This window comes from Arthrobacter sp. B6 (genome assembly GCF_001663775.1).
In the GTDB taxonomy this organism is placed as follows: Bacteria; Actinomycetota; Actinomycetes; order Actinomycetales; family Micrococcaceae; genus Arthrobacter.
The window spans coordinates 2,545,846-2,565,312 of sequence record NZ_KV467168.1 but is presented as its reverse complement, the minus strand read 5'-3'; the positions used below and the strand labels follow the sequence as shown (position 1 = coordinate 2,565,312).

Sequence of the window (19,467 nt, the reverse complement as noted above, 5' to 3'; positions counted from 1 at the left end):
AGCACAGTGTCCGGGGCCTGCGGTCTGTAGAGGGTCCCCAAAGCGTTGGGACTGTGCCATGGGTTTGGGGCTCTGCAGGACCCTAGGGGACGGGCTCGACGTCGTTCGCGTGCTCCAGCGGTGACGCCGCCTTTGGCCGGGGTGCGCCATCGCCCCTCGCCGGAGCGGTGGCCAGGGGCGGGCTCCGGAGTTCGTCGAGCCTGACCAGGATGACGCCGCCGACAATGAGTGCCCCGCCCAGGAGCTGGATTGCGCCCGGGAGTTCCCCGAGGAGCAGCCATGCCCAGACCACCGCGAAGAGCACCTCGGTCAGTGAAACGAAGGACGCCACCTTGGAGCCCAGGGCACGGGCCGCCATGATCCCCGATACATACGCCAGGACTGTCGCCAGGATGACCAGGCCGGCCAGGGAAACCCACCAGGGCGTGACCCACGGGCCAAGTTTGGTGTCCGCCGCGCTGAACGCCATCGGCAACAGGCCGGTTGCGGCGGCGAGCCACATAGCGGCCGCCCCCACCATGAGGCCGCCGGAGGCCAGGACGATGGGCGGCAGGGAATCGTTCTTCTTGGCGGTAATGAAGAAATACATCGCCAGGCACACTGCGGCAGCTATTCCCCAGAGCACGCCGATGACGTCGATTTTGACAGTGCCCGTGAGGTCCAGGACGAGGACCAGGCCTGCGAGGGACAACAGCGTGCCGCCGAAGGTCAGCGCGCGCGGCCGCTTCCGGCTGGCTGCCCAGAGCCACAGCACAATAATGACGGGGGCGAGGTACTCCAGCAGGAGCGCCACCCCGACCGAGAGCCGGGCCACCGCGTTGAAGTAGAACAGCTGGCAAGCGGCCACCCCGATGAGGCCGAACAGGCCAATGGTGACCCAGTTGTCGCGCAGTTGGTGCCACCGGCCGCGCAGGGCAGGGATGGCCGGAATCGCAAGGATCAGGGCGGCGCCGGTGAGGCGCGCGGTCACGGCGGCCCCGGGGGTCCAGCCCGTTTCCAGCAGCGCCTTGGCGAAGGACCCGGAGAGCCCGAAGACAGCGGAGGAGAACAGCGCGATTCCCAGGCCGGAAGCCATGAAGCCGCGGCTGGCAGTGGACGCGCCCGATGTCTGGGCGGCGTTGGTGGCGGCAGGCATCGTCGCCTCCTGTCAGGAGTAAAGTGGGGTATTGGTCATGACATTACGCCCGGCGATGTAAGGAGTCAAGATGGTCTTTGCCCCTGACACTGAGGTGGCTCTGCGCACCGTGGTGAATCTGATCAACAGCGCCGCGAACGGCAGGGAAACCCTGGCTACCGTCGCGGACCTGGACCGATTCCTCGAGGCCGAAGGCTTCAGCGGGTCCCGAACACGCACCACGGCCGAACTGGCCAGCATCCACAGGCTGCGCAGCGAGCTAGCCCAGGTGTGGACGTCAGATGAGGATTATGCTGTGGAAACCGTGAACCGCCTGCTGCGCGATGCCAACGCCCTGCCCCAGCTGATGAAGCACGATCAGTGGGACTGGCACCTGCATGCCACCACCCGCGAGGCGCCACTGGCGGACAGGATGGGGACCGAGGCGGCCATGGCCCTGGTGGACGTGATCCGGAGCAAAGAAATGGACCGCATGCTGGTGTGCGAAGGGGATGACTGCGATGCCGTGGTCCTGGACCTCACGCGCAACCGGTCCAAGCGATATTGCGACACCGGCAACTGTGCAAACCGGGCACATGTTGCGGCCTACCGGGCGCGCCAGGCAACGGCCAGCTAAGGCCAAAGCTCCGCCGGGCGAACTGCCGGGGCAACAGCTGGCTCAGCGCCTTGGCGGCCCATCGGCGTCGGGGTCGCCCTGGTCAGCACCCGGCCGGGCGCCGTCCTGGCCGGGCGTGGACAGGCCGCCGAACCCGTGGGAGGGCTTGCGCGCCGAGCTCAGGTTGACGCCGGATCCCTTGCCAAGGTGCTCGGCATTGTCCTTGTAGCTCATGGAGAGCATGGCAGCGATGACCAGTGTGACAATGAACGCGATTCCCGCGCCGGTGAAGGCCAGGTCGAACCGCAGGGCGCGGGAGCTGCCTCCGGAGGCGAAAATGAGGACTGTCAGAAAGGCGAGGACGGCCCAGAACGCGGAGAACATCAGCGGCCCCTTCACCGAGGTCCGCATCTTCCGCGGTTTTCCTGGTTGCTGGTCTGCCAAGGTGTTTCCTCCCTGCAGGCACGGCGCGGAGGCCTGCCCGGTTCGAATGGTGCGGTGTGTTTGTACGGCGAACTTCTACGCCGGGTAGAACCGTACCTGTCTAGTTTACGGCTTTACGACGGCGGCCCGGGCATCATGCCGCAGGGTCAGCGCTGAGAGCACCCAGAGCACGCCGGCAATGATGGCGCCGCCGCCGGCAACGCCCAGCAGGGCGTGGGCGCCCAGGCTGATGAAGAACGGAAGTGCCGCGGCCGTTCCAATGCCGATGACTCCGGAAGCTATCCAGTCCCTGGCCAGGACATGGCTGCCGCGGTTCCTGAGCCCGCAGACCAGCTCGATCACCCCTGCGATGCCGAGTCCCAGCGCTGCGATCACGCCGAAGAGCAGGTCGCCGTGGAGCAGCAGCAGGGCCACGCCGCTGCCCGTAAGGATGGAACCGGCCGCTGACAGCAGCTTTCCGGACATGCTGTCCCACGCGAGGCCGGCCTTGGGAGTCGTCCAGAGCAGCAGGGCGCCGGTGGCCAGCACATAGATACCGCCAACCCAGGCCATGACCTCAACAGATGGTGTGGCCCAGAAGATCGTGACGGCCCCAAACAACAGCGCGGCAATGGCGCGCAGCAGGACCGGTTTCCACAGGTCTTCCTGCGTGGCGGTACCGTGCGCGGCTTCTGCGGGCGTCAAAGGGCGGGTCACCTGTCCAGTTTAGTGGGCGCGGGTGTCAGTGCGAACCGAGCACCATCCACCGGTCGGACCGGGCGCGGGCGCCAAGGGTTGCAGCCCGCGCTGCCATGTAGCCCAAGGCAAAGGCAGCCCAGAGCCACCCCAGCCCGGCCAGGCCGGTGGCTCCGGAGCCGGCCACCCACAGGAGCAGCGGGACATACACGGCCAGGTTGACGACGCCGGCAATCGCCAGGTACTTCGCGTCGCCGGCGCCGATCAACACCCCGTCGAGGACAAACACGTACCCGGCGATGGGCTGCCCGGCGGCAAGTACCCACAGGGCTACGGTCAGCACGGAGCGGACGCCGGCGTCGGACGTGAACAACACACCCACCCAGGGCGCGGCCACGGCGAGCAGCACGCCGGTGATCACGCCAAAACCGATACCCCACCTGATCATGGTCCCGGTGAGGACCCGCGCCTTGGCAGCGTGGGACGCCCCCAACTCCTTGCCGATGAGGGCCTGCGCCGCGATGGCCAGCGCATCCAGGGCGAAGGCGAGGAACGAGAAGATCGTCATGGCGAGCTGGTGCGCTGCCAGGTTCACCGGTCCCTGGGCCGTCACCACCAGCACCGTGGCCAGGATGGCGATGCGCAGGCTGAGGGTGCGCAGCATCAACCAGGATCCGATCCGCGTCATGTCGCGGACGCCACGCCAGTCGGGGAGCAGGCTGACGCCGTGCCGTGACGCGTTGCGCTGGACCATCACCAGGTAGACGGCAGCCATGGCCCACTGAGCGATGCTGGTGCCAATCGCCGAACCGGCGACGGACCAGCCCAGGCCGTAAACCAGCCACAGGTTCAGGACGATGTTCAGGCCAAAACCGGCCGTGGCCACCACAAGGGGAGTCCGGGTGTCCTGGAGCCCGCGAAGGACTCCCGTGCCGGCGAATATGAGCAGCATCGCCACCAGCCCAGGCATGGACCAGCGGAGGTAGTCGGCCGCGAAGGCCCGCACCTCGCCCTCTGCCCCCATGAGGCCCACCAGGGGATCGGCCGCCACGGAACCCGCCGCTGCCAGGATGACTCCCAGGAGGAGCGCCAGCCAAACACCGTCCCGCCCTGCGGCCAACGCCTTTCCAAGCTGGCCGTCACCGAGCGCACGTGCCACGGCCGGCGTGGTGGAGTAGGCGAGGAAGACCATGAGGCCCACGGCGGTGTGCAGCACGGCGGACGCAAGGCCGACTCCGGCCAGCTGGGCGACGCCGAGGTGGCCCACGATCGCGGAGTCTGCCAGCAGGAACAGCGGCTCGGCGATCAGGGCACCAAACGCGGGGACGGCGAGCCGCAGGATTTCCCGCGAGTGGCCGGCGGGTGTCTTTGCGGCAGCAGGGGCGGATTGACGTGGCACGGTTGCCAGCCTATCGGGGCGCCCGGACATTACGCCCCTGATCCGGGGACGGCCCTCCCCCGGGCACCGGGCGCGCACTGACCAACAACACACAACGACATACTTAGTTGACACTTCAACCAAAGTTCTGGAAGGCTCGGAACCATGAACCAGACCCCGCTTACCACCACGGCAGTTACCATCCTGCGCATCGTCCTCGGTTTCCTTTTCGCCGCCCACGGCTGGCAGAAGTTCAATGAATGGACCATCGCCGGCACTCAAGCCTCCTTCGCGAAGATGGGCGTTCCCGCGGCCGAAATCGCCGCTCCGGCGGTGGCAGTCCTCGAACTGGGCGGCGGCATCGCGCTCATTCTGGGTGTTCTCACCCGGGTTTTCGCCCTCCTCCTGGCCCTTGACATGCTGGGCGCCCTGTTCCTGGTGCACGCCCCTGCGGGCGTCTTCGCAGCAACGGGCGGCTACGAACTTGTATTGCTTCTGGCAGCAGCGGCCCTGGCGGTGGCACTCACCGGCGCCGGCCGCATCTCCGTGGACCGGGCGATGTTCGGCCGTGCCAACTCCAAGCTGGCCGTCCTGGCCTAACGGCTGTAACACCGGCGCCAGAGCTTCAACCGAACCGAACTGCCCCGTGCGCCGAAATGGCGGGCGGGGCAGTTCCTGTTGCCGGTTTGTGTCAGTCCCAACCCACTGGTGACGCGCACCTCAGTAAGATCGCAGCATGACTGAGACCGCAGCCAACTCCGTAACCCTCCGCTTTTTGGCCGCCCCCATGGATGTGGGACACAGCGGGTCCGTGGACGCGGGGACCGTCCTTGAATGGGTGGACAAGGCAGCGTACGCGGCAGCCGTCGGCTGGGCACAGTCGTACTGCGTCACCGCCTACGTGGGCAACATCCACTTCGCGGACCCCGTCAACAGCGGCGACATGGTGGAGGTGGAGGCCACTATCGTGTACACGGGACGCTCCTCGATGCACATCCGCACAGTTGTCTCCTCCGGTGATCCCAAGGGCGGCGCGGCGACGATGCGCAGCCAGTGCATGGTGATCTTTGTGGCCGTGGGCGAGGACGGCAAGCCGATCCCGGTCAGACAGTTTGAGCCGGTCACTGCCGAACAAATCGAACAGCGCGACCATGCCCTGGCCAGGGTCAAAGTCCGTGAGCAGATCGTTGCAGCCATGAACGCCCAGGAATATACCGAAGCCGGGACTGCCGAACGCGTCACGTTGCGTTTCATGGCTGCCCCCACGGATGTCAACTGGGGCGGCAAGGTCCATGGCGGCATCGTGATGAAGTGGATCGACGAGGCAGCCTATGTCTGTGCGTCCCGGTATTGCGGCAAGGACACCGTGGCCGTGTTCTCGGGCGGCGTCCGTTTCTACCGTCCGCTGCTCATCGGGCACGTCGTGGAAGTGGAGGCGAGGCTTGTGTATACCGGGACCAAGGGAATGCACATTGCCGTGCACGTCCGTTCGGGCGATCCCAAGGGCAAGGAACTGAACCTCACCACCTACTGCCTCACCGTGATGGTGGCACGCGACGCCGAAGGCACGTCAGTGCCCATCCCCCGCTGGGTGCCGGTCTCCGAGGAGGACAAACGGCTGCACGCGCATGCGCGCGAGTTGCTGGAAATCCGGGGCACAGCGCCCGGGAATCGGCTGCCCAACCACATGCTGACCCAGGGCTGAGCCGGCCGCGCCCTGCGGTGACCGGACTTTAGAAGCCGCCGCCGGCGTCGGCCGCCATGTTGGCGAACCGCGAATAATGGCCCTGGAACGCCACGACAATGTCCTTGGTGGGGCCGTTGCGGTGCTTGGCGATCAGGATGTCTGCCTCGCCTGCACGCGGTGACTCCTTGTCATAGACGTCCTCGCGGTGGAGCAGGATCACCATGTCCGCATCCTGCTCGATGGAGCCCGATTCACGAAGGTCAGAGACCATGGGCCGCTTGTCCTGCCGCTGCTCGGAACCACGGTTCAGCTGGGACAGCGCGATCACCGGAACCTGGAGCTCCTTGGCCAGCAGCTTGAGGGCACGTGAGAACTCCGAAACCTCCTGCTGGCGTGACTCCACTTTCTTGCCTGAGCTCATGAGCTGCAGGTAGTCCAGGATCACGAGCTTGAGGTCATGCTGCTGCTTGAGGCGCCGGCACTTTGCGCGGATTTCCATCAGCGACATGTTGGGGCTGTCGTCGATGAACAACGGGGCATCGTTCATCCGGCCCATGGTGGTGGCGATCTTGGACCACTGCTCGTCCTTGATGGTGCCTTTGCGGAGGTCCTGCAGCCCGATGGTTGCCTCGGCGGACAGGAGTCGCATGGCGATCTCATTACGGCCCATTTCAAGCGAGAACATCACCGTTGCCAGGTTGTTCTTGATGGCCGCCGACCGGGCGAAGTCCAGCGCGAACGTTGACTTGCCAACAGCGGGGCGGGCAGCGATAACAATCATCTGCCCCGGGTGAAGTCCGTGGGTCAGCTCATCAAGTTCATAGAAGCCTGTGGGCACGCCCACCATGCCTTCGCCGCGGTGGCCGGAGGCTTCGATCTCGTCCACCGTGGATTCCATGACGTCCTTGAGGACGACGTAGTCCTCGGCGGTGCGGCGCTCGGCCACGGCGTAGACCTCGGCCTGGGCCTGGTTGACGAGGTCTTCCACCTCGCCGTCCGAGCCGTAACCCAGCTGGACGATTTTGGTTCCCGCGTTGACCAGGCGGCGCAGAACTGCGCGTTCGGCCACGATCTCGGCGTAGTAGCCGGCGTTGGCTGCGGTTGGCACGGTCTGAATGAGTTCATGCAGGTACGCGGGTCCGCCGATCCTGTTGATTTCGGCGCGCTTGGTCAGTTCATCCGAAACGGTGACGGCGTCGGCTGGTTCGCCGCGGCCGTAAAGGTCGATGATGGCTTCGTAGATGGTTTCGTGCGCGGGACGGTAGAAGTCCTGGCCGCGGAGGATCTCCACAACATCCGCAATCGCATCCTTGGAGAGCATCATGCCGCCCAGAACGGACTGTTCCGCCGGAATGTCCTGGGGCGGCTTCCGGCTGCCTTCTGATCCGCGGGTGCCCTCGATCGAGTCCAGGTGCGTTACTGACAAAGCTGCCGTCCTCCATTGTGTGCCGCGGCGGAACAGGTCCTGCCGTGGTTAATGCTTTTCTTCCCGAGCGGTGCGGTTGCCGTGGGGCATCCGCGACACACCCAACGGGTCAGGTCTACCGGACGGCGCCGACAATTGCTGACCGGCCGCCCCAACAAACCCCCGGGCTTTGTGCACAAAGAGTTATCCCCAATATCCACAGGTTATCCACACTGGCATCCGCCACGGCGGGATCCGAGGATTAGCCGTGGCGCTCCGACTACTCCTCCGCAGCGCTTTAGCACCTCAAAAAGAGGTACTCCGCTACGCTAGCCGTCCATTCCCAAAGGGCAAAGCCGCATGTTCCCGCCATCTGTGGATAACCTGTGCACTAAGTGGCATAGCTTGTGCACAGCCTGTGGGTTTCCCTGTGGAAATAAAAAAACTTTCAGCGCTAATAGGCCTGTGACCTGCGCAAACTCCCGCCCCTAGTTGTGGAGGAAATATTCTTTGGCCAAACCTTCATCCACAGCTTGCAGGCAGAAGCTGTTGATTGCGGACGGAATTAGGGACCAAATCCCCACTGTCCATACCTAAAACGTGATCCATTCCACAGCCGGCGTTCCGAATTGACGCGGCGCCCGCCTGACTGTATGCGAAGCGCGGAATATGCTGTGGATAACCGGGATCTGGCATAAGCTTTATACATGGGCGAAATACTGATGGTGCTGTTGCCTGCGTTGGTTTTGGTGGCGGTTATCTGGGCGCTTTCAACAGCCCTCACTCCCCGCGGCTCCGGCATCTCCGACGCCGAAAAATACCAGCAGGACCTCGCGATGCGCTCAGCCGAACATTATGCAGCACAGGTTCGGGCGGCCACCGCTGCCCGCGCCCGGTTGGACGCCAAGACCCGCCCGAGCCAGAACGAGGCACAGCAGTCCCAGCAGGCTGACAACGCACGGGCAGCGATGCAGGCGCAGGCCGGCGGAGCGTCCGGCCAGCACGGTTACACGGCACTTCCGGGCGGGCAGCTCAACCCCCAGTTCGCCCTGCAGCTGCAGTCAATGGCCCGTAGCGGGCAAAAGCCCCAGGCCATCAAACTCCTCCGCCAGGCGACGCATTTTGACCTGGCTACCGCCAAGAAGTACGTAGATCGGCTTTAGAAATGGAATCGCTTGTGATCCCCGCCCTCATCCTGGTGATCGTTGCTGCCGGGGTTGCCCTCGGTGCCCGCGCCATCAGCCGGCGCAGGACGGCTTCCGGCGCAGCCAGCACGGCCACCCCCGCCGTTGATGCAGCGGAGCTGGCGCGGACAGCCGCCGCGAAGCTCACCGAAGACCAGCACCGCCGGCTCTATGCACTCATCGCCCAGGGACAGGCCATGGCGGCGATCAAGCTCTACTATGAGGCGACGGATGCCGGCCTGAGGGCCGCACGGGATGCGGTGGGCGCACTGGCAGCCCACCCCCAGCCGTATCGCAGTCCCGAGTCCCCGGAGCCTGTCCAGGACGCGGACGACGACGATACGCCCCAGCGCTTCCCCTACCGCTACCGGGCCATCGCCAGCAAAGGCGACGTGACCCGCGAGGTCAGCAGCAACATGCTCAATGACGAGATCTACGGGCGGATCCGGACACTGGCACGCAGCGGCGATACAGAAGCTGCCGCCACGGCCTTGACCCGGCACTCGGACATCTCGCTCAAGCAGGCACGCGAGTTCATCGCCCTCCTGGACGACTAGCGCCAGCTTTTCACAGGACGCCGCCGCTCCGCCTTCCTTCGCGAAGCCCCACCGGGCTAGAAGTCGAAGAGGTCCCCCAGCCATCCTTCCTTCTTCTTGTGCCCGCGGCGGTCATAGTCGCGGTCATGGCCCTGCCTGGCGTACTTCCGGTCGTCGTACCGCGGCTCGTCATAACGCGGCTGGTCGCGGCGCGGTTCAAAGTTCGGGTATAGCGGAGGCGGCGTCGGTCCGGGTGCCGGGGCCGCCGGCCGGGCAGGCGCCGGGGATCCCCCGCCCATGGCCTCGTTGGCGCGGTCGATGATCTTGTCCAGCTCACCGCGGTCGAGCCAGACGCCGCGGCACTGGGGGCAGTAGTCAATCTCCACACCGCTGCGTTCGCTCATGATCAGGTCAATGGAATCCACAGGACACTTCATGTCCGGGTCAACGATCGGCGGCTCCGGATAGTTCGGCGGCATAGATCGGCCGCGGGACCTCCCCGTACAGAGAGCCTGCCCCGTCAGTGTCCGCCGGAGATGCCCGCCAGGAGCTGTTCAAACGGCAGGGACTCCAGGGCTGCCGGCTTACGGCCGGGCTGTTCCCCTGTCAGGAGGCCGGCAAACTCAGCCGCTGCACGGTCGATCCGGGATGAAAGGGGCGAGCCGCCGTCGTCCGCGTTTCCCCAGTCCTGCGGGCCGGCAAAAACGCCGGTAGCGACCGTACGGGTCCGCAGGTAGCTGAACAGTGGACGCATCGCGTAGTCCAGGACCATTTGGTGTCGGTCCGTGCCGCCAGTCGCCCCCAGCAGAACGGCCTTGCCGTCCAATGATTTGGGGTCCAGGACGTCAATGAAGGACTTGAACAGGCCGCTGTAGGACGCGCTGAACACCGGGCTGACTGCAATGATGCCGTCGGATGCCTCGACCCCGGCAATGACGTCCGCCAGGCGCGGGGCCGCGTAGCCGGTGACAAAGTTGTTGGCGATATCCACGGCGAGGTCCCGGAGCTCAACAACGTCTACCGCAACTGCATAACCCGCACCGGCAAGCCGGCGCTCTGCGGCAGCTGCAAGCTGGTCTGCGAGCAGCCTGCTCGAGGACGGCACTCCGAGGCCTGCGGACAGTACGGTAAGGCGGCGGGTTTCCACTGAGGACTCCTGAGGTTCGGCACGTAACTACGGTACATGTATATGCATGTACCGACGTAACCGGCGGATGTCCGTGTTTATTCCACGGGCCTACAGGATCACCGTTCCACTGATACACGTGATGGAGTGGCCGCCCACCCAGATGTCCTTATCCACGGCGTCCACGTGAACCATCCCGGCCCGGGCCAGCACTGTGCCCTGGGCGGCCAGATACGACGCCGGCGCCCGCCCGCTGCGAATCAGCCACTGCGCCGCTCCTGCGTTGAAGCTGCCGGTCACGGGGTCCTCGGCGGATGCGTCACCGGGGATGAACGTTCGCACCTCAAAGTCGGCCCCTCCCGAGGCGGCATGCGGCCCGATCACACCTATTTTGAGTCCTTCCATGGCGGCGTAGTCCGGCCTGATGTCCAGGACCTGTTCCGCTGAGCCAAAGAGCACACCGATCCAGTCGGGTCCGTTGACCAGCCAGGAAGCGTCCAGAAGGGCCTGGCGAGGCACGCGGAGGCCTGCCGCGATCCTTGCCATGTCCGCTTCGTCCACGGGTCCGGAGCGCGTCAGCGGCGGCGCAGCGAAAGCCAGCCTTCCGCCGTCGTTCTTCACCGGGACCAGGCCGGCGCCGCATTCCTGGATGAGCGCTCCGTCCTTCTTCGGGACGCCACCGGCTTCCAGCCAGGCGTGCGCCGATCCGAGCGTGGGATGCCCGGCGAAGGGGAACTCCTCGTGGGCCGTGAAGATCCGGACCCGGTAGTCGGCCTCCGGGTGGGTGGGCGGCAGCAGGAAGGCGGTCTCCGACAGGTTGGTCCAGTTGGCGAACTGCTGCATCTGATCGGTAGTCAGACCTTCCGCGTCGACCACCACCGCGAGCGGATTGCCCCGGTAGTGCTCGGCGGTGAACACATCCACCTGGGCGAAAGGACGACGTCGGCGCACGGGGGCTGGGTTCTGGCTCACCGCTGCAGGCTATCACCGGGTGCTGGAAGGCCTGCGCCGCGTCTGCGAAACTACGGATATGGCGGAGAACAAGACCAAACCCACAAATGTGTCTGCTGAAGAGTTCCTGACGGCCGTGGAGCATCCCCGGCGCCGTGCGGACGGCCTCGAGCTGCTGGACATGATGCGCCAGATCACCGGCCAGGAAGCCGTCATGTGGGGTCCGACAATCGTGGGATTCGGCACCTACCACTACAAGTACGAAAGCGGGCGGGAAGGTGACGCGGCCGCCGTGGGATTCTCACCGCGCAAGGCGAACCTGGTGCTGTACGGCCTCACGGAGGGGCCCGACGCCGACCGGCTGCTGCCCGACCTCGGCAAGCACAAAACAAGCGCAGCCTGCCTCTACGTCAACAAGCTGGACGACGTTGACCGGGACGTCCTCGCCGAGCTGATCCGCGCGGGCTACCGGCATGTCACTACAGAGATCCACAGCCCCTGACCTCCGGACGCACAAGAAAACCCCCGCCGCCGGTTACGGCAACGGGGGTTTTCGTGCAGTTCAGGACTTCGTAGCCGTAAAGGCTACTTGCCCCGCGTAGCGTCCCTGAAACCTCGCAAGCTCGGTTTCTAGGAACCCTGCTACTTGCTGGCGACTACGTCGAGCTCGATCACAGCGGCAACGTCGTCGTGCAGACGGACGTTGGCCTGGTAGGAACCAACCGACTTGATGTGTGCCGGCAGTTCAACCTTGCGCTTGTCGATGCGGCCAAGGCCGGCGGCCTCAACAGCGTCGGCTACGTCGCCCTGCTTGACGGTGCCGAACAGGCGTCCGGTCTCGCCAGCCTTGACAACGAGCTTGACCGGCTTGGCGGAGAGTGCAGCGGCCTGCTTCTGAGCGTCTTCCAGGGAAGCGTGCTCGCGGGCGGCGCGGGCAGCCTTGATGGACTCAACCTGCTTCTCGCCACCCTTCGACCAGGTCAGGGCGAAGTTGCGGGGCAGCAGGTAGTTACGTGCGTAACCGTCCTTGACCTCAACAACGTCGCCAGCAGCACCGAGACCGGTTACTTCGTGGGTCAGAATGAGCTTTGCCATGTTAGTTAATCCCTTCCTTAGCCGCGGCCAGCGCCGGAGTAAGGCAGCAGGGCAACTTCGCGGGCGTTCTTGATTGCCTGTGCGATCTTGCGCTGTTCCTGCACCGTAACGCCAGTGACGCGACGGGCGCGGATCTTTCCGCGGTCGGAGATGAACTTGCGCAGCAATGCTACGTCCTTGTAGTCGATGACAGTGATGTCAGCGGCCTTCAAGGGGTTGGACTTTGGTTTGGGCTTACGGAGTTCAGCCTTAGCCATCGTGGAGCTCCTATTCTATGGAGCCCGTGGATATTGATCCACGGGATGGTGGTGGCCCGGCGTCGTCGCCTGGTGCCTTACGGCACCCACGGCGGTCCCGGCGTTGGGCCTTAATTTGGTGGTTAGAAGGGAGGTTCGGAATCCGGGCCGTTGCCCCAGCCGCCTGCGTTGGAGACACCGGGCGTTGCCCAGGGATCTTCCTGCGCTGCGGGCTGGTTGCCGCCCCAATTTCCGCCGGAGTTGCCGCCCTGGTTTGCACCAGCGCCGCCCCCTCCGAAGCCACCGCCACTGTTGCCGCCGCCGAAGCCACCCTGTCCACCCGAAGCGCCGGAGCGCTGGGTGCGGTTGACCTTGGCATTGGCGTAGCGCAGGCTCGGGCCGATTTCATCGACTTCGAGCTCAATAACGGTGCGCTTTTCGCCTTCTTTGGTTTCGTAGGAACGGCTCTTCAGCCGGCCGGAAACGATCACGCGCATGCCCTTGGTGAGGGACTCGGCGACGTTCTCGGCTGCTTCACGCCAAACCGCAGCGCGGAGGAACAGGGTTTCCCCGTCCTTCCACTCGTTGGACTGGCGATCAAAGGTGCGTGGGGTGGAAGCGATGGTGAAGTTCGCTACTGCCGAACCTGACGGTGTGAACCGCAATTCCGGGTCATTGGTGAGATTACCGATGACCGTAATGGTGGTTTCGCCTGCCATCTACTGCCTCCTTGTTCGATCCTGGATGAAGAATTCGATCCTGCGGGGTGAAGAATGAAAATCGGAGCTGAAACTACTCAGCAACAACCTTCTGCTCTTCGGGGCGGGTGATCTTGGTGCGCATGATGGTCTCGTTAAGAGACAGCTGGCGGTCAAGTTCCTTGGCGGTCTCCGGCTTGGCGGTGAAGTTCACCACGGCGTAGATACCTTCGGACTTCTTCTTGATGTCGTAGGCCAGTCGGCGACGGCCCCAGATGTCAACCTTTTCGATGGTTCCACCATCGTTGGTGATGACATTCAGGAACTTCTGAAGCGACGGCTCAACGGTACGCTCTTCGACCTCGGGGTCGATGATTACCATCAATTCGTAAGGACGCATATGTGAACCCACCTCCTTTGGGCTAAGCGGTTACGGCATTTCCGTAACAGGAGGTTCATTTGCGATGCCATGCAAATGTCCGGCCACCGGAACGGAGGCAGGACGCAGCACAGACTTCAATATCTTAGTGCATTTGGACCGGTTAGGCGATTCGCGCTTGACCCAAGGCTAGGCGCCGTGGTTCCGGAGCGGAAGCACGGGTGCGGATATGTGGAAAACCGCGGCACCCCGAGTAGCTGCGGCCACCAGGTCTGGAGCCCTCCCCGTCACTCCAGGCACACTATTGGAGGGCCGACGGCGGCCCATCGGCGCCAGCGCCGGGTCCGGTCGGCGGTGACGGGGCAAAAGGGAGCCCTGCGTGACAGGAGGTCGGGACACGAAACTCGAGTACAGGGGAGCTTGAATTTCTCTGGTGCGGGAACCGGATCGGGTCTATATTGGCATCCAACGGCTGGGTACCGTGCTGGACGTAATGAAGCGGCCAGAAGTTGGCCCGCACAGTCATGCAAGTGACTGGACGGGCCTCGTCAATATGAAATACAACGCAATATCGGTCTCCTTCTTCGATGGATGGGGACCACATGTCGTTAATAGGCCGAAGCAAGGAGCTGGACCGGATCCTTTCGGTGATCCGTGGGCCGAAGGAATCCGCCCTGACAATTGTCGGGCGGCGGGGTGTGGGTAAATCCGCACTCCTGGCCGAGATTCCGCGGCTTTCCGACTACCGGACAGTTTTCCTGCAGGCAAGTGCCTCCGAATCGGACTGGCCGCTTTCCGGCCTTACCGCGCTGCTGAACGGAATCGACGATCCCGTCCTCAACCGGTTCGCCGACGAACTGCTGCGGGATTCCACCGGCGCCCTGGATGTCCCCACCGTATCCACCATGCTCCTGAACGGGCTCCATCAGCGATCCTCGTCGCGCACCGTCATCGTCGTCGACGATGCAGACCAGCTGGATCCCAGCAGCCAGGCCGTCATCGGGTTCCTCGCCCGTCGCCTGTCCGGCACGGACATGGCTCTTTTCATCAGCGTTCGCGAAGAATCGCCGGACAGCCCCTTCGGCAGCCTCCCGGCCCTTCACCTGAAGTCGCTGAACTACAACGACACGGTCCGGATGCTGGAGTCTATTCCGGCACGGCAGACTGCGACAGCGGCAGTCCACGCGGTGGCGGCGGCAACCCAGGGCAACCCGCTTGCCGCCGTCGAGCTTTACACCTGCCTGCTGGAACGCCAGGCCGAGGGCAAATACGCCCTCCCCATCCCGCTGCCCTGCAAAGGAAGCTTCGAGTCCGAATTCGCTGCGTCGGTGGGCAGCCTCACCCCTGCTGCGCGGCACGTCCTTGATCTGTTGTCGCTGTCCTGCCGGAGCGACATTGCCACACTGGAAATGGTTTACGGCGACCTGTGGACAGGGGTGGACGAACTCCTGGCCAACGGCATGGTCAGCCGGTCCGGACCGCACCTGCGGATCCAGGACCAGCTGCTGCGCGGGTATGTTTTCGCCAGCATGACTCCGGCCGTCCGGACCGCAAGCCACCGCGCACTGGCCGGAGCGGCGGGCGAGACCGACCCGTACGCACGCCGGTGGCACCTGAGCTTTACCACGCTGGAGCGCCAGACCCCGTTTGGCCTCCTGCGGTTCGCCGTTGACCTGATCCGGGGCGGGGACGTGTCCTTCGCTGTGGAGTACATAGAGCGCGCGCTCACCATCAATCCGTGGGAAGCCGAGACTGCGGCACGGCTCACCACGGTGGCTGAACTGCTGTTTAACAGGGGCGAGTTCGTTTACGCCAAGCGGTACCTGGACTGGGCGCAGCGGGTGACACGCAATCCTGCCCTTATTTTGCGCCTGACGGGTCTTTCCTTCGAAATCCAGTTCATCCAGGGCGCCGCCGTGCGGTCCAGCATGGTGCTTCGCCTGGTGAAGGAGTTCGGCCAGCACGACCCCGCCTACGCCGCCACCCTGTTGGCCGTCGGTTCGATCTACTATGCGGAGCGGTGGGAGTTGGAAGATGCGGTGAGCCTGCTTCGGCACGCCGAACAGTTCCAGGACGCCGCCTCCAAGGATTGCCTCGCGGTGGCAGACCGCGCCAAGCTGCTGATCGAGGCGATCAGCGGCAAGGCCGAGCATCTCGGCCGCAAGCATGACGCCGCCGGCACGGTGGTCACGCTCCTGGTGCAGGCACGCGCCCTGAGCTACGCCGAACACCACGAACTTGCCCAGGAAGCCTTCGCCATGGTGCGGAATTCCGTTGATGCAGGCAACGTCAACTGGCGGGAAACCGCAGACTATCTGGCTGTGGACAACGAGATCCGGGCGGGAAATGTGCGGACGGCCGTCCGGCTGATCGAGAACCTGGAACTGACCGAGCCGGAATCCAAGTACCACCGCGGGATCCGGCATATTTTCAGGGTCTGGCGGGCCCACTCGTTGGGCGATGAGGCGCTGGCCAGGCTCTACGTGGCCGAGGCACAGCGCTTCTCCGGAGCCGAAAGCCACCCTGCCATGACTGCCCAACTGGCCGCCTGCCAGGGCCACTTTGCGCTCATGCGCGGCAACCTGGCCGAGTCGTTCGCGCAGCTGTCACGTGCCGCGGAGATCGGCACGGCCTTCGGCAACCCAACACTGCTCCGCTGCGAAGCGGACCTGGTGGAAGTGCTGGTCCGGCTGGGACGGCACCGCGAAGCCACCCAGGCCCTCTATCGGCTGGAAAGCCGCTCCGTGGGGCTGAGGTCCCCGTGGCTGCTGGCTGCCGTGGCGCGCAGCCGTGCCATGCTCGCCGACGGCGAGCAGTCGCTTCAGCTGTTCAGCCACGCGCTGGAGAGCAGGAGCGCCCACGACTCGCTCCTGGAACGCGCCAGGACCCTGCTGTGCTACGCGGAACGGCTGGGTGCGTTCGGCCGGCTGCGGGATGCCAGGGACGGACTGCTGCGGGCCAAGGTGATGTTTGACGAGGCCGGCGCCGATGCCTGGACCCAGCACGTTGATTCCCTGTTGCTGGACGAGCGGGTTGAGCCTGCCCGTGCACCAGGCAACCCTGCCATGCTCATGCTGGCCGACCACGAGCGCGCCCTCGCGCAGATGGTGGCCCGCGGCATGCGCAACAAGGAAATCGCAGCCACGCTGTATGTCTCCGTGCGGACTGTGGAAGTACGCCTCACCGCGATCTACCGCAAGCTGGGTGTGGAGTCCCGCGCCCAGCTGACGGCCCTCGCCGCCGGCAAGGATGCCGCTGCCCGGGAACCGTACGTCCTGCCAGTCCTTTAGGGCAAAACCCTGCAAATGCAGGTACCCACAGTATCCACACTGTTCCCTTCCCGATACCACAAAGCCCCTGCTTTTCCCCGTTATACCCGCCGGTTCCGGGCTAATTTTGCTTCACGGTCAGAGCAAAAAGCGGACACTCCGGGAAGGGGTCATCATGGCGGAAATTCCAGTAGCCCGAACCCGGCGTGCAGCCTTTGACTGGCCCGTTGCGCCCGTTGCTGCACAGCGGTCCGCAACAGCGCCGTTGGCGGCAGCAGAAGCCGCAGGAACCCGGCTTCTGCTGCCGCCGGCTGCCGTCCCCCCAACGCCCTCTGCCGTCCCTGCAAAGCCGGGCCGCAAGGCGGCGGCAGCGTGGATCTCCACGCACATCAATCTCCTCCGCATCACTGATTCGCTCGTGGTGGCGGGTGCAGTGCTCATCGGCTCCCTGCTCTCCAGTGTCGGATTCGCCCCAGGGGTTGAAAGCGACAAAGGTGGCGTCCTGACAGCCGCCACGGTAACGCTGCTCTGGCTGATGGCGCTGGAGTTCTACCGGACCCGCGACTCCAAAGTACTCGGAGTCGGGGCGGACGAATACAAGCGGGTCGCCTCTGCGAGCCTGCGCATCTTCGGCCTGATGGCCATCACGGCCGTCGTCTTTTCGGTGCACGGCGGGACCGCCTTCGTCACCGTCTCGCTGCCGTTGGGGCTGGTGGCCCTGACCGGAAACCGCTGGGCATTCCGGCGCCGGCTCACCAGGGAAAAGGCCCGCGGACGCCACCTCTCCAGGACCATCGTGGTGGGGGAACCCGAGGACGTCCGCTACGTGGTCCAGCAGGTGGCCAGGAAATCCGGCCCCGTGTACAAGATCCTGGGAGTCTGCCTTCCCGGCGCCAGGCGCGGGGCGAGCCTGCGCGTGGACGGCCAGCAGATCCCGGTCCTTTCCTCCACTGACGACATCGCCCGGACCGCGCGGCTGTCCGACGCGGACGCAGTCATCGTGGCGGGGCCTTTGCCCGGCGGCAACAAGTTCATCCGTGAGCTCGGCTGGAAGCTGGAGGAGTGCGCCGCGGAAATGGTCCTTGCGGCCACCCTCACCAACGTCGCTGGGCCCCGCATCCACTGGCGCCCCGTGGAAGGCCTCCCCCTCATGCACGTGGATATTCCCCAGTACTCGGGGGCGAAACATGCACTGAAGAGGGTCATGGATGTGGCGATGGCGCTGGCTGCCCTCCTCGCGCTGTCGCCACTGCTCCTGGTGCTGGCCGTGATCGTTCGGCTGGATAGCCCCGGACCGGTTCTTTTCCGGCAGGACCGGGTGGGCAAGGACGGCACCGTGTTCGGGATGTTCAAGTTCCGCTCCATGGTGGTTGACGCCGAGGCCCGCCTCGCGGCACTCAATCAGCAAAACGAAGGGTCGGGGGTGCTGTTCAAGCTCCGCGATGATCCACGCGTCACCGCGTGCGGGCGCTGGATGCGGAAGTATTCGCTCGATGAACTGCCGCAGCTCTGGAATGTGGTGCTCGGCAACATGAGCATGGTGGGACCCCGGCCGCCGCTGGACCGTGAAGTCAACGGCTACGAACGCCACACCCACCGTCGCCTGCTCATCAAGCCGGGAATCACCGGCCTGTGGCAGATCAATGGCCGCTCGGACCTTTCCTGGGATGAGGCAGTGCGGCTGGACCTCTATTACGTCGAGAACTGGTCGATCGCCGGGGACCTGCTGATCCTGTGGCGGACCTTCCGCACGGTCGTCAAGCCCTCCGGCGCCTACTAAACACCTCACCCGGGAAAGAAAGTGACATGAGAACCTTCGCCAATCCGTTCCACGTCCCCACCCACCGTCAGCCGACGCCGAAACTGAAGATCGCCGTCGTCGGGGCCGGTTACTGGGGGCCAAACCTGGCCCGCAACCTGCAGGCCAGCACCGACTGGGACCTCGTGGCAATCTGTGACCTGGACATTGAACGGGCGGCCAAGCTGGCTGCGACGCTGGGTGACATTCCCGTCGTCGAGTCCCTCGATGAGCTGCTGGACACGTTTGACGTGGACGCTGTGGCGATCGCGACGCCGGCCCGCACGCACCACGGGACCGTCATGACGGCGCTGCGCGCCGGCAAGCACGTACTGGTGGAGAAGCCGCTCGCGGACAGCCGAGCGCATGGGCTGGAGATGGTGGCGGAAGCCGAGGCCAACGGCCTGGTGCTGATGGCGGACCACACGTACTGCTACACACCGGCGGTGCTGAAAATGCAGGAGCTGGTGCAGGCGGGGTCGCTGGGCGAAATTCTCTTCGTGGACTCCACGCGGATCAATCTGGGGCTGGTGCAGCCCGATGTTGATGTGTTCTGGGATCTTGCCCCGCACGATCTCGCAATCCTTGACTTTGTCCTTCCCGGCGGCCTTAACCCGACGGAGGTTTCGGCCTTCGGTGCCGACCCGCTGGGGACCGGCAGGGACTGCGTGGGGCACCTGAATTTCCGGCTGCCCAACGATGCCACCGCCCACGTCCACGTGAACTGGCTGAGCCCCACCAAGATCCGGCAAATGGTGATAGGCGGGTCCCTGCGCACCCTGGTGTGGGACGACCTCAATCCCCAGCAGCGGCTGAGCGTCTACGATCGCGGCGTCAGCCTCGACCGGCAGGCCAAATCGGCGGGGGAGAAGAAGA

Annotated in this window: 21 protein-coding genes; 9 read left to right on the top strand and 12 right to left on the bottom strand. The window is 64.9% G+C overall.

The window, feature by feature from the left end:
- Nucleotides 1-82: 82 nt before the first annotated feature.
- Complete coding sequence (locus tag AU175_RS11295; RefSeq protein WP_066288713.1) at nucleotides 83-1,135, bottom strand: EamA family transporter; 1,053 nt, start codon at nucleotides 1,133-1,135, stop codon at nucleotides 83-85.
- 70 nt (nucleotides 1,136-1,205) lie between these two features.
- Between AU175_RS11295 and AU175_RS11290 the strand changes: the two genes are divergently transcribed.
- Nucleotides 1,206-1,751 carry a CGNR zinc finger domain-containing protein gene (locus AU175_RS11290; protein ID WP_066288710.1) on the top strand — a complete coding sequence of 182 codons (546 nt, stop codon included), beginning with the start codon at nucleotides 1,206-1,208 and terminating at the stop codon, nucleotides 1,749-1,751.
- 42 nt (nucleotides 1,752-1,793) lie between these two features.
- Here AU175_RS11290 and AU175_RS11285 read toward each other — a convergent pair whose 3' ends face one another.
- From AU175_RS11285 to AU175_RS11275, 3 genes are all read right to left on the bottom strand, one after another.
- On the bottom strand, nucleotides 1,794-2,174 hold the full coding sequence (locus AU175_RS11285; protein ID WP_066288708.1) for a hypothetical protein: 381 nt from the start codon (nucleotides 2,172-2,174) through the stop codon (nucleotides 1,794-1,796).
- Between the two features lie 105 nt (nucleotides 2,175-2,279).
- Nucleotides 2,280-2,870 carry a hypothetical protein gene (locus tag AU175_RS11280; protein WP_066288705.1) on the bottom strand — a complete coding sequence of 197 codons (591 nt, stop codon included), beginning with the start codon at nucleotides 2,868-2,870 and terminating at the stop codon, nucleotides 2,280-2,282.
- 25 nt (nucleotides 2,871-2,895) lie between these two features.
- Nucleotides 2,896-4,248: an MATE family efflux transporter gene (locus tag AU175_RS11275; RefSeq protein ID WP_066290987.1), complete on the bottom strand. Its 1,353-nt coding sequence runs from the start codon at nucleotides 4,246-4,248 to the stop codon at nucleotides 2,896-2,898.
- A gap of 144 nt (nucleotides 4,249-4,392) precedes the next feature.
- Between AU175_RS11275 and AU175_RS11270 the strand changes: the two genes are divergently transcribed.
- Both AU175_RS11270 and AU175_RS11265 read left to right on the top strand, forming a co-directional pair.
- On the top strand, nucleotides 4,393-4,827 hold the full coding sequence (locus AU175_RS11270; RefSeq protein ID WP_066288703.1) for a DoxX family protein: 435 nt from the start codon (nucleotides 4,393-4,395) through the stop codon (nucleotides 4,825-4,827).
- A gap of 136 nt (nucleotides 4,828-4,963) precedes the next feature.
- Nucleotides 4,964-5,932, top strand: a complete 969-nt coding sequence (locus AU175_RS11265; RefSeq protein ID WP_066288697.1) for an acyl-CoA thioesterase — start codon at nucleotides 4,964-4,966, stop codon at nucleotides 5,930-5,932.
- Between the two features lie 28 nt (nucleotides 5,933-5,960).
- On the opposite strand, the gene dnaB is transcribed toward AU175_RS11265, so the two are convergent.
- A complete protein-coding gene (gene dnaB / locus AU175_RS11260) occupies nucleotides 5,961-7,340 on the bottom strand; it encodes a replicative DNA helicase (protein WP_066288695.1) in 1,380 nt (459 codons plus the stop codon).
- A 686-nt stretch (nucleotides 7,341-8,026) separates the two neighbouring features.
- Between dnaB and AU175_RS11255 the strand changes: the two genes are divergently transcribed.
- Together AU175_RS11255 and AU175_RS11250 are read left to right on the top strand one after the other, a co-directional pair.
- On the top strand, nucleotides 8,027-8,482 hold the full coding sequence (locus tag AU175_RS11255) for a hypothetical protein (protein ID WP_066288691.1): 456 nt from the start codon (nucleotides 8,027-8,029) through the stop codon (nucleotides 8,480-8,482).
- A 2-nt stretch (nucleotides 8,483-8,484) separates the two neighbouring features.
- On the top strand, nucleotides 8,485-9,060 hold the full coding sequence (locus AU175_RS11250; protein ID WP_066288689.1) for a hypothetical protein: 576 nt from the start codon (nucleotides 8,485-8,487) through the stop codon (nucleotides 9,058-9,060).
- Nucleotides 9,061-9,116: 56 nt separating this feature from the next.
- Here AU175_RS11250 and AU175_RS11245 read toward each other — a convergent pair whose 3' ends face one another.
- From AU175_RS11245 to AU175_RS11235, 3 genes are all read right to left on the bottom strand, one after another.
- On the bottom strand, nucleotides 9,117-9,476 hold the full coding sequence (locus AU175_RS11245) for a zf-TFIIB domain-containing protein (protein WP_066290985.1): 360 nt from the start codon (nucleotides 9,474-9,476) through the stop codon (nucleotides 9,117-9,119).
- A gap of 83 nt (nucleotides 9,477-9,559) precedes the next feature.
- Nucleotides 9,560-10,186, bottom strand: coding sequence for an FMN reductase (locus AU175_RS11240; RefSeq protein ID WP_066288687.1), 627 nt, complete (start codon nucleotides 10,184-10,186; stop codon nucleotides 9,560-9,562).
- 90 nt (nucleotides 10,187-10,276) lie between these two features.
- The gene (locus AU175_RS11235; protein WP_231938531.1) at nucleotides 10,277-11,137 is read right to left on the bottom strand and encodes a PhzF family phenazine biosynthesis protein; all 861 of its coding nucleotides are present in this window, start codon (nucleotides 11,135-11,137) and stop codon (nucleotides 10,277-10,279) included.
- A gap of 58 nt (nucleotides 11,138-11,195) precedes the next feature.
- On the opposite strand from AU175_RS11235, the gene AU175_RS11230 reads away from it, so the two are divergent.
- On the top strand, nucleotides 11,196-11,618 hold the full coding sequence (locus tag AU175_RS11230) for a DUF1801 domain-containing protein (RefSeq protein WP_066288681.1): 423 nt from the start codon (nucleotides 11,196-11,198) through the stop codon (nucleotides 11,616-11,618).
- Between the two features lie 140 nt (nucleotides 11,619-11,758).
- Here the strand turns inward: AU175_RS11230 and rplI are convergent, their stop codons facing one another.
- The 4 genes from rplI to rpsF all read right to left on the bottom strand — a co-directional run bounded on the left by rplI (nucleotide 11,759) and on the right by rpsF (nucleotide 13,545).
- On the bottom strand, nucleotides 11,759-12,211 hold the full coding sequence (rplI, locus tag AU175_RS11225) for a 50S ribosomal protein L9 (RefSeq protein WP_066288679.1): 453 nt from the start codon (nucleotides 12,209-12,211) through the stop codon (nucleotides 11,759-11,761).
- Between the two features lie 17 nt (nucleotides 12,212-12,228).
- Entirely contained in the window at nucleotides 12,229-12,468 is a 240-nt protein-coding gene (rpsR, locus tag AU175_RS11220) for a 30S ribosomal protein S18 (protein ID WP_003800144.1), read from the bottom strand.
- A 122-nt stretch (nucleotides 12,469-12,590) separates the two neighbouring features.
- Nucleotides 12,591-13,166 (bottom strand): single-stranded DNA-binding protein, encoded by a 576-nt coding sequence (locus tag AU175_RS11215; RefSeq protein ID WP_066288676.1) that lies wholly within the window; start codon nucleotides 13,164-13,166, stop codon nucleotides 12,591-12,593.
- A gap of 73 nt (nucleotides 13,167-13,239) precedes the next feature.
- The gene (rpsF, locus tag AU175_RS11210) at nucleotides 13,240-13,545 is read right to left on the bottom strand and encodes a 30S ribosomal protein S6 (RefSeq protein WP_015939036.1); all 306 of its coding nucleotides are present in this window, start codon (nucleotides 13,543-13,545) and stop codon (nucleotides 13,240-13,242) included.
- Nucleotides 13,546-14,126: 581 nt separating this feature from the next.
- On the opposite strand from rpsF, the gene AU175_RS11205 reads away from it, so the two are divergent.
- The 3 genes from AU175_RS11205 to AU175_RS11195 form a co-directional block, all read left to right on the top strand.
- Nucleotides 14,127-16,814, top strand: a complete 2,688-nt coding sequence (locus tag AU175_RS11205) for a helix-turn-helix transcriptional regulator (protein ID WP_066288673.1) — start codon at nucleotides 14,127-14,129, stop codon at nucleotides 16,812-16,814.
- Between the two features lie 154 nt (nucleotides 16,815-16,968).
- Nucleotides 16,969-18,573 carry a sugar transferase gene (locus AU175_RS11200; protein WP_082979120.1) on the top strand — a complete coding sequence of 535 codons (1,605 nt, stop codon included), beginning with the start codon at nucleotides 16,969-16,971 and terminating at the stop codon, nucleotides 18,571-18,573.
- Between the two features lie 26 nt (nucleotides 18,574-18,599).
- Nucleotides 18,600-19,467, top strand: an 868-nt coding sequence (locus AU175_RS11195) for a Gfo/Idh/MocA family protein (protein WP_066290982.1), incomplete at its 3' end; no start/stop codon positions are given.

Excerpts from the sequence above, each read along its gene's own strand:
- rplI (WP_066288679.1), bottom strand. The coding sequence starts at position 12,211 with ATGGCAAAGCTCATTCTGACCCACGAAGTAACCGGTCTCGGTGCTGCT.
- rpsR (WP_003800144.1), bottom strand. The coding sequence starts at position 12,468 with ATGGCTAAGGCTGAACTCCGTAAGCCCAAACCAAAGTCCAACCCCTTG.
- AU175_RS11250 (WP_066288689.1), top strand. The coding sequence starts at position 8,485 with ATGGAATCGCTTGTGATCCCCGCCCTCATCCTGGTGATCGTTGCTGCC.
- AU175_RS11245 (WP_066290985.1), bottom strand. The coding sequence starts at position 9,476 with ATGAAGTGTCCTGTGGATTCCATTGACCTGATCATGAGCGAACGCAGC.
- AU175_RS11265 (WP_066288697.1), top strand. The coding sequence starts at position 4,964 with ATGACTGAGACCGCAGCCAACTCCGTAACCCTCCGCTTTTTGGCCGCC.
- AU175_RS11215 (WP_066288676.1), bottom strand. The coding sequence starts at position 13,166 with ATGGCAGGCGAAACCACCATTACGGTCATCGGTAATCTCACCAATGAC.
- AU175_RS11200 (WP_082979120.1), top strand. The coding sequence starts at position 16,969 with ATGGCGGAAATTCCAGTAGCCCGAACCCGGCGTGCAGCCTTTGACTGG.
- AU175_RS11255 (WP_066288691.1), top strand. The coding sequence starts at position 8,027 with ATGGGCGAAATACTGATGGTGCTGTTGCCTGCGTTGGTTTTGGTGGCG.
- AU175_RS11295 (WP_066288713.1), bottom strand. The coding sequence starts at position 1,135 with ATGCCTGCCGCCACCAACGCCGCCCAGACATCGGGCGCGTCCACTGCC.
- AU175_RS11205 (WP_066288673.1), top strand. The coding sequence starts at position 14,127 with ATGTCGTTAATAGGCCGAAGCAAGGAGCTGGACCGGATCCTTTCGGTG.
- rpsF (WP_015939036.1), bottom strand. The coding sequence starts at position 13,545 with ATGCGTCCTTACGAATTGATGGTAATCATCGACCCCGAGGTCGAAGAG.
- AU175_RS11290 (WP_066288710.1), top strand. The coding sequence starts at position 1,206 with ATGGTCTTTGCCCCTGACACTGAGGTGGCTCTGCGCACCGTGGTGAAT.
- AU175_RS11270 (WP_066288703.1), top strand. The coding sequence starts at position 4,393 with ATGAACCAGACCCCGCTTACCACCACGGCAGTTACCATCCTGCGCATC.
- AU175_RS11230 (WP_066288681.1), top strand. The coding sequence starts at position 11,196 with ATGGCGGAGAACAAGACCAAACCCACAAATGTGTCTGCTGAAGAGTTC.